Origin of the sequence: Pseudomonas sp. NFX98, from assembly GCF_047784845.1 — a bacterium.
Lineage (GTDB): Bacteria > Pseudomonadota > Gammaproteobacteria > Pseudomonadales > Pseudomonadaceae > Aquipseudomonas.
The window spans coordinates 1-12,975 of record NZ_JBLNNF010000034.1 but is presented as its reverse complement, the minus strand read 5'-3'; the positions used below and the strand labels follow the sequence as shown (position 1 = coordinate 12,975).

The 12,975-nt window shown below is 59.6% G+C and carries 14 protein-coding genes; 7 read left to right on the top strand and 7 right to left on the bottom strand.

Translation table 11 applies throughout. The features are described from left to right. Positions 1 to 12: 12 nt before the first annotated feature. The 3 genes from ACM110_RS29190 to ACM110_RS29180 form a co-directional block, all read right to left on the bottom strand. Positions 13 to 954: a MerR family transcriptional regulator gene (locus tag ACM110_RS29190; RefSeq protein WP_416130519.1), complete on the bottom strand. Its 942-nt coding sequence runs from the start codon at positions 952 to 954 to the stop codon at positions 13 to 15. Beyond that, positions 954 to 1,913, bottom strand: a complete 960-nt coding sequence (locus ACM110_RS29185; RefSeq protein ID WP_416130518.1) for a YbgA family protein — start codon at positions 1,911 to 1,913, stop codon at positions 954 to 956. Before ACM110_RS29185 ends, ACM110_RS29190 begins: the two co-directional genes overlap by 1 nt. 145 nt (positions 1,914 to 2,058) lie before the next feature. Further along, entirely contained in the window at positions 2,059 to 3,045 is a 987-nt protein-coding gene (locus tag ACM110_RS29180) for an NAD(P)/FAD-dependent oxidoreductase (RefSeq protein WP_416130517.1), read from the bottom strand. 197 nt (positions 3,046 to 3,242) lie between these two features. Here ACM110_RS29180 and ACM110_RS29175 point away from each other — a divergent pair, with 197 nt between their 5' ends. Next, positions 3,243 to 4,145: a TIGR01777 family oxidoreductase gene (locus ACM110_RS29175; protein ID WP_416130516.1), complete on the top strand. Its 903-nt coding sequence runs from the start codon at positions 3,243 to 3,245 to the stop codon at positions 4,143 to 4,145. 13 nt (positions 4,146 to 4,158) lie between these two features. After that, on the top strand, positions 4,159 to 5,181 hold the full coding sequence (gene hemH / locus ACM110_RS29170) for a ferrochelatase (protein ID WP_416130515.1): 1,023 nt from the start codon (positions 4,159 to 4,161) through the stop codon (positions 5,179 to 5,181). A 112-nt stretch (positions 5,182 to 5,293) separates the two neighbouring features. Here hemH and ACM110_RS29165 read toward each other — a convergent pair whose 3' ends face one another. Continuing rightward, positions 5,294 to 6,568 carry a uracil-xanthine permease family protein gene (locus ACM110_RS29165; RefSeq protein WP_338582995.1) on the bottom strand — a complete coding sequence of 425 codons (1,275 nt, stop codon included), beginning with the start codon at positions 6,566 to 6,568 and terminating at the stop codon, positions 5,294 to 5,296. A gap of 2 nt (positions 6,569 to 6,570) precedes the next feature. Beyond that, positions 6,571 to 7,209: a uracil phosphoribosyltransferase gene (upp, locus tag ACM110_RS29160; protein ID WP_150704774.1), complete on the bottom strand. Its 639-nt coding sequence runs from the start codon at positions 7,207 to 7,209 to the stop codon at positions 6,571 to 6,573. 164 nt (positions 7,210 to 7,373) lie between these two features. On the opposite strand from upp, the gene ACM110_RS29155 reads away from it, so the two are divergent. The 4 genes from ACM110_RS29155 to ACM110_RS29140 all read left to right on the top strand — a co-directional run bounded on the left by ACM110_RS29155 (position 7,374) and on the right by ACM110_RS29140 (position 9,415). Further along, complete coding sequence (locus tag ACM110_RS29155; RefSeq protein WP_008060214.1) at positions 7,374 to 7,931, top strand: hypoxanthine-guanine phosphoribosyltransferase; 558 nt, start codon at positions 7,374 to 7,376, stop codon at positions 7,929 to 7,931. A gap of 4 nt (positions 7,932 to 7,935) precedes the next feature. After that, a complete protein-coding gene (locus tag ACM110_RS29150; protein WP_416130514.1) occupies positions 7,936 to 8,409 on the top strand; it encodes a WbuC family cupin fold metalloprotein in 474 nt (157 codons plus the stop codon). Positions 8,410 to 8,579: 170 nt separating this feature from the next. Continuing rightward, on the top strand, positions 8,580 to 9,065 hold the full coding sequence (locus tag ACM110_RS29145) for a hypothetical protein (RefSeq protein WP_416130513.1): 486 nt from the start codon (positions 8,580 to 8,582) through the stop codon (positions 9,063 to 9,065). A gap of 62 nt (positions 9,066 to 9,127) precedes the next feature. Further along, the gene (locus ACM110_RS29140) at positions 9,128 to 9,415 is read left to right on the top strand and encodes a PA4642 family protein (protein ID WP_416130512.1); all 288 of its coding nucleotides are present in this window, start codon (positions 9,128 to 9,130) and stop codon (positions 9,413 to 9,415) included. Between the two features lie 156 nt (positions 9,416 to 9,571). Here the strand turns inward: ACM110_RS29140 and mqo are convergent, their stop codons facing one another. Next, on the bottom strand, positions 9,572 to 11,080 hold the full coding sequence (mqo, locus tag ACM110_RS29135; RefSeq protein WP_416130511.1) for a malate dehydrogenase (quinone): 1,509 nt from the start codon (positions 11,078 to 11,080) through the stop codon (positions 9,572 to 9,574). A gap of 737 nt (positions 11,081 to 11,817) precedes the next feature. Beyond that, positions 11,818 to 12,051 (bottom strand): hypothetical protein, encoded by a 234-nt coding sequence (locus ACM110_RS29130; RefSeq protein ID WP_416130510.1) that lies wholly within the window; start codon positions 12,049 to 12,051, stop codon positions 11,818 to 11,820. Positions 12,052 to 12,255: 204 nt separating this feature from the next. Between ACM110_RS29130 and ACM110_RS29125 the strand changes: the two genes are divergently transcribed. Then, the gene (locus ACM110_RS29125; protein ID WP_095152868.1) at positions 12,256 to 12,840 is read left to right on the top strand and encodes a YajG family lipoprotein; all 585 of its coding nucleotides are present in this window, start codon (positions 12,256 to 12,258) and stop codon (positions 12,838 to 12,840) included. The last annotated feature ends 135 nt before the right edge of the window (positions 12,841 to 12,975 follow it).

Below are 12,975 nucleotides of genomic sequence, written 5' to 3'. Positions count from 1 at the left end.
TTGATGCCCACATTAAACAAGCCCGCACTGAACCAGGATCTGCTGAGCCGACAATGGGTCTTCGGCCAGGAACAGATCAGCAATTTCTGAAGTTTTGACGGACAACTCGATGTGGTGAATGCGCACCGTTGGTCCGACGATCATTTTTGGGCAACTGAGGCCTTTGAAAAGTTTCGCCAGCTGCAAAAGGTTTATGGCTTTGCTGGAATACAGCAGTACGCCACGGGGTTGCAGGTGATCGACCGCCAGCGCCAGTTCGCCGACGGGCAGTGGCCAGTCGAATACTTCCACCGGGCAATCGGCGCTGCTGATCAGCCAGGCGCAGAGCCACAGGTGAGGTTCCAGTGGCAGGTCCGAGTGGTTGATCAACAGCAGTGGCGCGGTGTGTAGCTGACGGTTGTTATGGTAGATACGTGCGCCGAATTTGCTGCGAAGCCAGGAATAAAAAAACACACGTTCCAGCTGTGCGCCGAATTGGCCCTGCCAGCGTTGTTCCAGTTCGGCCAGGAGTGGCAGCAGAAGTTGTTCACACAAGGTTCGCGGCGGGTACAGCGCCATGACCTGGTTGACGCTATCGTCCAGCGTTCGCTCGTTCAATTGCATGACCGCCTGGAGCAATGCCTGACGCTGCGGGTGCCAGTCATTTTCGACCTGTTCGCCAAAGGCTTGCGGGGTGTCGAGCAGTTGCTTGACCTGGCTGACGGCGACGCCGCGGTTGAGCCAGGTGAGGATCGTCAGGATGCGTTGCACATGCTCGGCCGAGAACAGTCGATGGCCCTTGGGTGTGCGCTGCGGCACGATCAGGCCATAGCGCCGTTCCCAGGCGCGCAAGGTGATGGCGTTGACGCCAGTCTGGCGGGCCACTTCGCGAATGGGCAGCCAGCCTTCATCGAGCGCTTTCTTGAAGTCGCTGCCCAGGTCTTCGCCGGCGCTGCTGTCGAGTGCGGCTTTCATCAGATTGCGTTTCGCAGGCTGAGATTCTCCGGGTGCGGTTGCAGGTAGACCTGCTGCGCAATGTACGGATCCGGATGTTGGCGAAAGTGATGCTTGAGCAGGGTCAGTGGCACCACCAGCGGCACGATGCCGTGACGGTACTGGCCGATGACGTGCTGCACTTCCTGTTTGTCTTCAGCGCTGATTGCCTGTTTGAGATAACCGCTGATGTGCTGCAGGACATTAGTGTGGGTGCGCCGTGTGGCGCACTTTTTCAGGGCGGCCATCAGCTCACTGAAATAACGTGGGCCAAGTTCCTGCGGATCGGTGTCGCGCATATTGCCCAGCAGTGCGCCCAGGGTTTTGTATTGCACTGGGTTGTGGGCCATCAACAGGTACTTGTAGCGCGAATGGAAATCCGTGAGGCCGCGACGGCTCAAGCCTTGTTGCAGCAATTGCTGCCAGGCGCCGTAGGCGAAAACGCGGGTGAGGAAGTTTTCCCGCAGCACCGGGTCGTTGAGCCGGCCGTCTTCTTCCACCGGCAAATCAGGATGCAAGTCGCAGAAGGCACGGGCATAGATGCCTTGGCCACCGCCATCGACCGGTGCGCCGTTGGCATGGTAGACCTTGACCCGCTCCAGGCCACAGGACGGGGATTTCTGCATGAAGATGTAGCCGCAGATATCGTCCAGTTCCGCCGCCATTTGTCGACCGTAGGCGGCCAGTGGCCGGGTGACGTTGAGCTTGTGATCAACCGTGCCGACGGCGTCGGGCTGATCCGGATCACCCACCAGCCGTATCGGCTGGCGCGGAATGCCCAGGCCGATGGCGACTTCCGGGCAGACCGGCACGAAATCGAAGTAATCGGTAAGGATGCGGCTGCACAGTTGCGAAGCCTTGTGCCCGCCGTTGTAGCGCACCTCGGCCCCCATCAGGCAGGCGCTGATGGCGATTTTCGGTTTGGTGGTGAGCAGCGGCATGGAAGGCACCTCGAATCAAAATCTGTACAGAGCATCAGCTGTACAACATAACTTGATCTTAGATTCGAAGCTATACAAGTCAAATTTTATGTATAGGTTTTTTGTCGGGCTGCTGTCCGGGTCGACAGCAGCGGATTGATGCCGGTCACTGCAGGTGCTCATGCAGGCGGCGGGCGGCTTCCTGGCCGCTGAGCCAAGCGCCTTCGACACGTCCCGACAGGCACCAGTCGCCACACGCATACAGGCCCAGATCCGCATCGGCCAGGGTTCCCCATTCATGGCTGATGGCAGGGCGGGCATAGAGCCAGCGATGGGCGAGACTGAAGGTCGGTGCGGGCATCGAGTCGTGCAGCATTTCGGCGAACGCACCGTGCAACTGTTCGATCACCGCTTCTTTTGGCAGGTCGATGTGCTGGCGGCTCCAGGCGCTGGTGGCGTGCAGCACCCAGGTGTCGAGGGTGTTGTCGCGGCCGGGTTTGCTGCGGTTGCGTGCCAGCCAGTCCAGCGGGCTGTCTTGCACGAAGCAACCTTCCATGGGTGTATCCAGTGGGGTTTCGAACGCCAGCGCCACGGCCCAGGTGGGGTCCATTTTCACCCCGGCGGCGGCCCCGGCGAGCTTGGGTGCGGAGGCCAGCAGCGCGGTGGCTTGCGGAGCCGGCGTGGCGATCACGACGTGACTGAACGGCCCATGGGTGAAGCCTTCGGCATCCTGCAGATGCCAGTGTTCTTCACCGCGATAGACCTCGGTGATCCGACAGGCGAAATGCACTTCGAGGTCACCAAGCAGGGCGCGGGTGATGGCGCTCATGCGCGGCGTGCCGACCCAACGGGTCTGTTCGTCCGGCGACAGGCTGAGTTGGCCACCATGGAAGGTGTACAGCTGCGGCGTCCATTCGGCCACCCAGCCGTTGGCTTGCCAGCGCTGCACTTCGGTGACGAAGCGGCGGTCGCGGGCGGTGAAATATTGCGCGCCCATGTCCAGCGCTCCCGCATCGCTGCGCTTGCTCGACATGCGTCCGCCACTGCCGCGGCTTTTGTCAAAAAGTTGCACGACATGCCCCAGCTCAGTCAGGGCTTGTGCGGCTGAGAGTCCGGCGATGCCGGTGCCGATGATTGCGATAGGTACAGTCATAAGGGCCTCGTTTACCTTTCTGTACAGACTACGCCGGGGTTGAAACCTGTACAATATTGTTTTTTGGTATAACTTTTAGCGTTCTCGTTCCGACAGCTTGGCCTATTGTTAAACACAGAGCCTGCCCGATATCAAAGATCCCTTGCTTATAAAAATAGACTAGTCATCAGGGTAAAACGCCACGCGAGGAAGAAGTCATGCACATATTGCTGACCGGCGGTACTGGTTTGATAGGACGTCAGCTCTGCCGACACTGGTTGAGTCAGGGCCATCGCCTCACAGTCTGGAGTCGCACGCCGGCAAAAGTCACTAAAGTCTGCGGCGCTCAGGTGCGAGGCATTGCCCGGCTAGAGGACATCGGACAGGAGCCGGTCGATGCCATTATCAACTTGGCTGGCGCGCCTATTGCCGACCGACTGTGGACGCACAAGCGCAAAGCCTTGTTGTGGAGCAGCCGCATCACCCTGACCGAAACCTTGCTGGCCTGGCTCGAAAGCCGTGAGCAAAAACCGCAGGTTTTGATTTCGGGGTCGGCGGTCGGTTGGTACGGCGACGGCGGTGAACGTGAGTTGACCGAGGACTCGCCCCCGGTGATCGACGATTTCGCCAGCCAGTTGTGCATCGCCTGGGAAGAGACCGCACAGCGTGCCGAAACCTTGGGCATTCGCGTGATCCTCATCCGCACCGGGTTGGTGTTGTCGGCCGAGGGCGGCTTTTTGTCGCGCCTGCTGTTGCCGTTCAAACTGGGGCTGGGCGGGCCGATCGGCAACGGTCGGCAGTGGATGCCGTGGATCCATATCAACGATCAAATCGCCCTGATTGATTTTCTTCTGCATCGCAATGAAGCCGTCGGTCCATATAATGCCTGCGCACCGAAGCCGGTGCGCAACCGCGAGTTTGCCAAAACCCTGGGCAGCGTTTTGCACCGCCCGGCGTTCATGCCGATGCCGGCCTTTGCGTTGAAGGTCGGTCTGGGCGAGTTGTCGTTGTTGCTGCTGGGTGGCCAGCGGGCCATGCCGGCGCGCTTGCTCCAGGCAGGATTCACTTTCCAGTTCACTGATTTGCGCGCGGCCCTGGACGACCTGTCCAGCCGCCTATGAAATAGGACGTTGCATGACCGATCACGCGTTGCTTCTGGTCAACCTGGGCTCTCCTGCCTCCACCTCGGTGGCGGATGTGCGCAGCTACCTCAATCAGTTTCTGATGGACCCGTACGTGATCGACCTGCCATGGCCGGTGCGGCGTCTGCTGGTGTCGTTGATCCTGGTCAACCGTCCCAAGCAGTCGGCCCATGCCTATGCCTCGATCTGGTGGGAGGAGGGCTCGCCGCTGGTGGTGCTGAGTCGCCGCCTGCAACAGGCCATGACCGCACAATGGAAGCACGGGCCTGTAGAGCTGGCGATGCGTTACGGCGAGCCGTCCATCGAGTCGACGCTGCTGCGTCTGGTGGCGGCGGGGAACAAACGCATCACCTTGGCGCCGCTTTATCCACAGTTCGCCGACAGCACCACCACGACGGTGATCGAGGAGGCCAGGCGCGTCGTGCGCGAGAAAAAACTCGATGTGCAACTGTCGGTACTCCAGCCGTTCTACGATCAGCCGGAATACCTCGACGCCTTGGTGGCCACGGCCAAGCCGTATCTGCAACAGGATTACGATCATCTGTTGCTGAGTTTCCATGGTTTGCCAGAGCGGCACCTGACCAAACTCAACCCGGGCCACAGCTTCGAGGGCGGTGGCGATTGCTGCGCCGGTGCGCCGCCGGAGGTGGTCGCGACCTGTTATCGCGGCCAGTGCCTGCGCACCGCCGCAGAGTTTGCCAAACGCATGGGCTTGCCGGACGGTAAGTGGTCGGTGTCGTTTCAGTCACGCCTGGGCCGCGCCAAATGGATTGAACCCTACACCGAGGCACGCCTCGATGAACTGGCCAAAAATGGCGTGAAGAAGGTCTTGGTGATGTGCCCGGCGTTCGTCGCCGATTGCATCGAGACGCTGGAGGAAATTGGTGATCGCGGGCTGGAACAGTTCCGCGAGGCGGGGGGCGAAGAGTTGGTGCTGGTGCCGTGCCTCAACGATGATCCGCGTTGGGCGCAGGCGTTGAGTGTGTTGTGCGAGCGAGCGCCGTTGATGCTCTAAAAGCATCGCGGGCAAGCCTTGCTCCTACAAAGTTGTGTCGATCCACAAGGGTGTGGTCGACATGAAACCTGTAGGAGCTAGGCTTGCCCGCGATAGCGTTCTCGAGGCTGGCTTAGATCAGCGGCTCATCCGCCTTCTTGTGCTTCCAGCTGTCATTGCCCGGCAGGATCAGGTTCAGCGCAATCGCCACCACGGCGCACAGTGCAATGCCTTTGAGGCCGAAATCATCCGGACCGGTGCCGGTGCCAACCAGCACACCGCCAATCCCGAACACCAGGGTTACCGACACAATCACCAGATTGCGCGCCTCGCCCAGATCGATCTTGTGGCGGATCAGCGTGTTCATGCCGACGGCTGCAATCGAACCGAACAACAGGCACAGAATCCCGCCCATCACCGGCACTGGAATGCTTTGCAGCAGCGCGCCGAACTTGCCGACGAACGCCAGGCTGATGGCGAAGATCGCCGCCCAGGTCATGATTTTCGGGTTGTAGTTCTTGGTCAGCATCACCGCGCCAGTCACTTCGGCGTAGGTGGTGTTGGGCGGGCCGCCGAACAGACCGGCTGCGGTGGTGGCAATGCCGTCACCAAGCAGGGTGCGGTGCAGGCCGGGCTTCTTCAGGTAATCGCGACCGGTCACGCTACCCACGGCGATCACGCCGCCGATGTGCTCAATGGCCGGGGCCAGGGCTACCGGAACGATGAACAGGATCGCCTGCCAGTTGAATTCCGGCGCGGTGAAGTGCGGGATGGCGAACCACGGCGCCGCAGCAATCTTCGCCGTGTCGACCACGCCGAAATAGAACGCCATGCCAAAACCCACCAGCACGCCGGAGATGATCGGCACCAGGCGGAAAATGCCTTTGCCGAACACCGCGACGATCAGGGTCGTCAGCAGCGCGGGCATCGAGATCAGCATCGCGGTCTGATAATGAATCAGCTCGCTACCGTCACCCGCCTTGCCCATCGCCATGTTGGCGGCAATCGGCGCCATGGCGAGCCCGATGGAGATGATCACCGGGCCGATCACTACGGGTGGCAGCAGGCGATCGATGAAGCCGGTACCTTTGATCTTCACGGCCAGGCCGAGGAAGGTATAGACGAAACCGGCCGCCATCACGCCGCCCATGGTCGCGGCGAGGCCGAACTGGCCCTTGGCGAGAATGATCGGCGTGATGAAGGCAAAACTCGATGCCAGGAACACCGGCACCTGACGCCCGGTGACGATCTGGAACAGGATCGTCCCAAGACCTGCGGTAAACAGCGCCACGTTCGGGTCGAGGCCGGTAATCAGCGGCATCAACACCAGGGCGCCGAAGGCCACGAACAGCATCTGGGCGCCGGACAGCACCGTGCGCCAGAGCGGATCGTTGAACTCTTGCTGCATGCTCACGCGTCCTTCTGCTTGGTGCCGAAGATCTTGTCGCCAGCATCGCCCAGGCCCGGGATGATGTAACCGTGTTCGTTGAGTTTTTGATCGATGGAAGCGGTGTAGATGGTCACGTCCGGGTGCGCTTTCTCGACAGCGGCGATGCCTTCCGGGGCGGCGACCAGCACCATGGCGCGGATGTCGCGGCAGCCGGCTTTTTTCAGCAGGTCGATGGTGGCAACCATGGAACTGCCGGTGGCGAGCATCGGGTCGATGATCATCGCCAGGCGTTCGTCGATTTCCGGGACCAGTTTTTCCAGGTACGTGTGGGCCTGAAGGGTTTCTTCGTTGCGGGCAACGCCCACGGCGCTGACCTTGGCGCCCGGGATCAGGCTGAGCACGCCCTCAAGCATGCCGATACCTGCACGCAGGATTGGTACCACGGTAATCTTCTTGCCGGCGATTTTCTCGACCGACACAGTGCCGCACCAGCCTTCGATATCGTAGGATTCCAGCGGCAGGTCTTTGGTGGCTTCATAGGTCAGCAGGGCACCGACTTCCTGAGCGAGCTCACGGAAATTCTTGGTGCTGATGTCTGCGCGGCGCATCAGGCCAAGTTTATGACGGATCAGCGGGTGGCGGATCTCGAGGATGGGCATGGGAAAGGCTCCGGCGGCGGGCAAAAAAACCGGCCTAGATTAATCTATCCGAGGGTGTTGTCCTATAGACATTAGAGTACGTTAGTCCACAAAGGCTTGATCTGGCCGTTCGGGATGCGTACCTTTGCCCGCTTTTCCGAATCCGTCCCCCCTTGGAGAGCGCCATGTCCGCTGATCTCGAGCATATCCGTCAAATCATGCGAGAGGCTGACTGCCTGTACACCGAAGCTGAAGTCGAGGCGGCCATCGCTCGCGTCGGTGCGCACATCAACGATGAACTGGCGGACAGCAACCCGGTGGTGTTCTGCGTGATGAACGGCGGGCTGATTTTTGCCGGCAAATTGCTCACTCATTTGCAGTTCCCGCTGGAAGCGTCCTACCTGCACGCCACCCGTTATCGCAACGAAACCAGCGGCGGCGAGCTGTTCTGGAAAGCCAAGCCGGAAGTGTCGTTCATCGACCGTGACGTGCTGATCATCGACGACATCCTCGACGAAGGTCATACCCTGGGCGCGATCATCGATTTCTGCAAACACGCCGGTGCCCGTAAAGTGCACACCGCCGTGCTGATCGACAAGGACCACGACCGCAAGGCCCGTCCGGACCTGAAGGCCGACTTCGTTGGTCTGCCATGCATCGACCGTTACATCTTCGGTTACGGCATGGACTACAAGGGCTACTGGCGCAACGCCAACGGGATTTTTGCCGTTAAAGGAATGTAAGAAGATGAACACGCCCAGCTTTCTTGATCAGACCCTGTTTGCCGAGTTGGCCGAGAAAGCGGCGGCTAATCCTCGTGGGCGTCAGAATCATAACTTCCATCAGATGGAAGATGCGTGTCATCGAATGGCCGTGGGGTTGCAGCCTTCAACCTATATCCAGCCTCACCGTCACCTGAGCGAGAACAAGGCTGAAACCCTGTTGGTCCTCAAAGGAAGGCTCGGCGTGCTGATCTTCGATGAGGCCGGCGCGGTGCTGAGTAAAACGGTCCTGCAGGTTGGCGGTGATTGCATTGGCGTTGATCTGCCGATCGGTGTCTTCCATGCCCTGGTCGTGCTCGAAGCTGACAGCCTGATGTTCGAATGCAAGGCCGGCCCTTACCGTCCAGTCGGCGAGGGTGAGTTGGCCCATTGGGCGCCGCGTGAAGGCGAGCCGGGTGTTGCCGAGTATCAGGCCTGGATGCACGCGCAGTTCGATTGATTTTCACCCTGTGGGAGCGAGCTTGCTCGCGATGGCGGTCTGTCTGACACATTGATGTCGGATGTGCCGACGCTATCGCGAGCAAGCTCGCTCCCACAGTGGTTACTGTGCGCTTGAACCACTTCCTCCAGCCCATGCTAGAGTGCTCGGCCCCGATTCCGGAGCCTGTCATGAGTTTTTTGATCCGCAGCTGTGCCGCTTTGTTGCTGACCCTCAGCCTGCCATTGGCTGCTGCCCCGGCGCCGATGCACGGGCAGTTCTTGCCGCCGGATGACCTGACCCTGCGTGACGCTGAACCTGAGCAGCAACAACTGCTGCAAGTCACCGAATATTCAGTGGTGGTTGGCAGTCAGCGCCAGTCCAACCAGCAGCCAATTCCGGTCACTTCGCCGCTATTGGTCCGCCTCAAGGGCAAATCCTTGAACAAGGGCGCGACGATCAATCAGGTGCTGGTCAATTTCGATGGCGAAAGCAAAAGCCTGAAAAAACCGGTCTACGACGAAAAATCCAAAACCCTCACGCTCTATTACCCGTTGGCGCAATACCGGGTGGTGATCGACTTGTTGCGCAATGACACGGTGTATTGCCAGTTTCTCAGCTACGCCAACGGCCACATTTGGGCCGACTTGCACACCGGCGCTGTTCGTCCGCGTTGAGCCCGGCGCCCGCGCAGGGGTAAACTGCCCGCCCGTGAAATGTCTGCGAGCTGGAGTCGGCAATGCGTAAAGATAAGAAACAAGTGATTGGTGACGAGATCGGCGATGAGCAGATCAAGTTGTTCCTCGATTTCGAACCGGTCGACGCGACTTCTCCGTCCCTGCACAAATTGATCAAGGCCTATCGTGGTCTGCGGATCGACGATTTCGAGCGTTTCCTGACGTTCTTCGTCGAAGCGGGTTTTGACGTCAACGGCAAGGACGAGCACGGCAATGACTTCGTTGCCCTGATCCAGGATCAGCGCAATGCGCCGGAATACATCGAGCTGATCGAAAAGGTTCGCGGCTAAGATCAAAAGATCGCAGCCTCGCTACGCTCGACAGCTCCTACAAATGGATCGCTTATATCTGTAGGAGCTGTCGAGCGAAGCGAGGCTGCGATCTTTCTCGTGGCATAAAAAACGCCCCGCCCTCAATGAGGACGGGGCGTTTTTCATACGGCCGAATCAAGCGTAGCTTTCGGTCTCGCTGCTGGCTTCAACCAGTTCCAGGGCAACGTTGTTCTGCGTGTTGATCTTGCGATACAGCGCAGCGTCGGTTTCCAGGACTTTCTCGCGAGCCGGGAAGATTTCCGCCAGTTTGGCAGCCCACTCGCCCTTGGCCTGGCTCGGGAAGCATTTCTCGATCAGTTCCAGCATGATCGAAACGGTCACCGATGCACCTGGCGAAGCGCCGAGCAGGGCGGCAAGGGAACCGTCCTTGGCTGCGACCAGTTCGGTACCGAACTGCAGGATGCCGCCTTTTTTCGGGTCTTTCTTGATGATCTGCACCCGTTGGCCGGCCACTTCCAGGCGCCAGTCTTCAGCTTTCGCCTCCGGGTAGAAGCGGCGCAGGGATTCCAGGCGCTGCTCCATCGATTGCATCACTTCGCTGACCAGGTACTTGGTCAGGTCCATGTTGTTTTTCGCCACGGACAGCATCGGGCCGATGTTGCCGGCGCGAACCGACAGCGGCAGGTCCATGAAGGAGCCGTGCTTGAGGAACTTGGTGGTGAAACCGGCGTATGGCCCGAACAGCAGGGATTTCTTGCCCTCGACGACACGGGTATCCAGGTGCGGCACGGACATCGGTGGCGAACCCACGGCAGCCTGGCTGTACACCTTGGCCTGGTGATGCTTGACCACTTCCGGGTTGTCGCAACGCAGCCACTGGCCGCTGATCGGGAAACCGCCGAAGCCTTTGCTTTCTTCGATACCCGAGGCTTGCAGCAGCGGCAGTGCCGCACCGCCAGCGCCGAGGAAGACGAACTTGGCGTCGACTTCACGGGTGCTACCGCTGTTGACGTCCTTGATGCTGACGGTCCAGCCGCCGTTGTTGCGCTTCAGGCCGGTCACACGCTTGCAGTACTTGACCTGGGCATCGGGTGCGCTGGTCAGGTGCTTGAGCAGTTGATTGGTCAGGGCGCCGAAGTTGACGTCGGTGCCATTGATCACGCGGGTGGCGGCGACGACTTCGTCGGCCGGACGGCCCGGCATCATCAGCGGCATCCACTCGGCCATGGTGGCCTTGTCTTCGGTGTATTCCATGTCCGAGAAGGCGTGGTGCTTGCTCAGCACCTTGAAGCGTTCCTTGAGGAAGGACACGCCACTGTCGTTCTGCACGAAGCTCAGGTGTGGCACCGGGCTGATGAACGATTTGCACGAGCCGAACGTGCCTTTCTTGGTCAGGTACGACCAGAACTGCTTCGACACCTCGAACTGGGTGTTGATGTGCACGGCTTTCTTGATGTCGACGGTGCCGTCGGCAGCCTGCGGCGTGTAGTTCAGCTCGCACAGGCCGGCGTGACCGGTACCGGCGTTGTTCCACGGGTTGGAACTCTCCGCGGCACCGGAATCCATCAGCTCGACGACTTCCAGCTTGATCGCGGGGTCGAGCTCTTTGAGCAGCACTGCAAGGGTGGCACTCATGATGCCGGCCCCAACCAGTACTACGTCGACTGCTTCGTTATGCGCCATTTAACGCGTCTCCAAAATCTGCAGCACCAAATTGACGGCATGGCTGCCAGGCGTTCCGGGGCGTGTCAGTGATGCCCCTGGTCCCCATGGCAGGATCGCCATGTCCGAATCTTCGCAATTTTTTGCAACTTCGACGGACGCTACCGGCCGGGCTAATGAGGTCTATGAACTCATTTCGACATGCGGCTGGCAATTCGACTTATGGTCGATACATCCGTTTGTGCAACCAAATCCGTAGCGGACAGGCTTCAGGCTCCGGTATTCGAGGCGTACCCGGTCCTGTGTCGTTGGGCTGTTCTAGACGCTAATGGTGCATGTTCAGACGCAAAACTATTCATTTGCTCGCCACACTCTTGTGAAGTTGTGAAAACCCGTTTTTTTCACGCTCTTTTGAAGACGTGAACCTCAAAAAAGGGCTGCCTCTGCCTGGCACCGTGCCCGAATGCTTTGCCGCCAGGGAACTCATGGCAGGCAAAACGGGCAAACAGCTCAGTGACCGAGCGTAATGACAGCTCTGCAGATTCGCGAAAAGTGGAGGTTTTGCTTGAGGAACAGCAAGCGCGCCAGCTTCACTCGATCTGTGTGGGCGGCTCTCTGTGGGCGGTGCGGGGTGTCAATACCAGGGCATTGACGGTGCTGCGAGGCCCGATCAGGAGACGTCCTTATAATCGGGGGGAGATTGTATCTAAGAAACGCAGGGAATTGGTCGTGTTTTATGACTTTTGTTAGGCGTTCGGTCAGGTGGTCAGCAGTTGCTGCATCCGCGAGCGTCGCTGGCGCGCAACGACGCGGGCGCTGGAGGGCAGGGGCTTGTGCAGCCAGTTGAGGCGGATTTCCTCGATTTCGACCCAGCCATCGCCCATGGGCTGCAGGTTGCACTGCTTGAATGCCTGGCAATGGCCGTTGCGGTCGAGCAGGGCGAAGCAGCGGTGCTGCGGGCGTGCTTCGAACAACGAAACGAGAAAACGCATGGCGAGATACCTTTTGGGTGATTGCCGACAACGTTCGCAGCAACTCGTGACGTGCAAGTGAATGCCAAGTGAAAAATGTGTGACAGGAACCGCTTTCCCGAGGGTTTGTCAGAGATTTCAGTAATCGTTGCATGACCCTAGTTAGCCGCAGTGGCCCACCGCTATACTGCCGGCCTGTTTGTGCCTGATTCTGGAGAGAAGAGCATGTTGCAACGCCTGTTGTTCGGTTTGATCACTGTGACCAGCTTGACGCTGGTCGGCTGCGCCCACAGCCCGCAACAACTGAACCCGGAACCCAAGCTGACGGCGCAACTGGCCCCCGTTGGCCACGGTCAGCCTGTTGTGGTGCGTGTGGTGGACGGACGTCCGTCGCCGACGCTGGGCACTCGTGGCGGTTTGTACCCGGAAACCAGCGCGATTACCGTGCAAGGCGCGCAGATCCTGCCGAAGTTGCAGGCTCAGGCCGAAGCCGCTGTGCGCCTGCTGGGTTTCACTCCGACCACCAATGCGGCAAACGCACCGCAAATCACCGTGACCCTGGCCGAGCTGAAGTATCAGTCGCCTAAAGAGGGCATGTACGTGACCGAGGCGACCATCGGCGCGACCTTCCGCTCCGATGTGCAGAACGCCAACCGTCGTTACAGCGGTCGTTACGGCGCGTCCCTGGACCAGCGTTTCGGCATGGCGCCGAACCAGGAAACCAACACCAAGCTGGTCAGTGACGTGTTGAGCGATGCGTTGACTCGCCTGTTCAAGGATCCGACTGTAGGTCAGGTGCTGGGCGAATAAGCGTTCGCAAGATGTAAAAAGCCCGGTGCCAGCAATGGCCCCGGGCTTTTTCATGCCTGCTGTACAGCCTGTAACTGTAGGAGCCGAGCTTGCTCGCGATGGCGGCATGACATCAATGTTGAATGTCATGCCGCC

Coding starts and splice junctions, on each gene's coding strand:
- ACM110_RS29180 (WP_416130517.1), bottom strand. CDS start 3,045: ATGACTGTACCTATCGCAATCATCGGCACCGGCATCGCCGGACTCTCA.
- ACM110_RS29165 (WP_338582995.1), bottom strand. CDS start 6,568: ATGCAGCAAGAGTTCAACGATCCGCTCTGGCGCACGGTGCTGTCCGGC.
- ACM110_RS29175 (WP_416130516.1), top strand. CDS start 3,243: ATGCACATATTGCTGACCGGCGGTACTGGTTTGATAGGACGTCAGCTC.
- hemH (WP_416130515.1), top strand. CDS start 4,159: ATGACCGATCACGCGTTGCTTCTGGTCAACCTGGGCTCTCCTGCCTCC.
- ACM110_RS29185 (WP_416130518.1), bottom strand. CDS start 1,913: ATGCCGCTGCTCACCACCAAACCGAAAATCGCCATCAGCGCCTGCCTG.
- ACM110_RS29140 (WP_416130512.1), top strand. CDS start 9,128: ATGCGTAAAGATAAGAAACAAGTGATTGGTGACGAGATCGGCGATGAG.
- ACM110_RS29145 (WP_416130513.1), top strand. CDS start 8,580: ATGAGTTTTTTGATCCGCAGCTGTGCCGCTTTGTTGCTGACCCTCAGC.
- ACM110_RS29130 (WP_416130510.1), bottom strand. CDS start 12,051: ATGCGTTTTCTCGTTTCGTTGTTCGAAGCACGCCCGCAGCACCGCTGC.
- ACM110_RS29150 (WP_416130514.1), top strand. CDS start 7,936: ATGAACACGCCCAGCTTTCTTGATCAGACCCTGTTTGCCGAGTTGGCC.
- ACM110_RS29125 (WP_095152868.1), top strand. CDS start 12,256: ATGTTGCAACGCCTGTTGTTCGGTTTGATCACTGTGACCAGCTTGACG.
- mqo (WP_416130511.1), bottom strand. CDS start 11,080: ATGGCGCATAACGAAGCAGTCGACGTAGTACTGGTTGGGGCCGGCATC.
- ACM110_RS29155 (WP_008060214.1), top strand. CDS start 7,374: ATGTCCGCTGATCTCGAGCATATCCGTCAAATCATGCGAGAGGCTGAC.
- upp (WP_150704774.1), bottom strand. CDS start 7,209: ATGCCCATCCTCGAGATCCGCCACCCGCTGATCCGTCATAAACTTGGC.
- ACM110_RS29190 (WP_416130519.1), bottom strand. CDS start 954: ATGAAAGCCGCACTCGACAGCAGCGCCGGCGAAGACCTGGGCAGCGAC.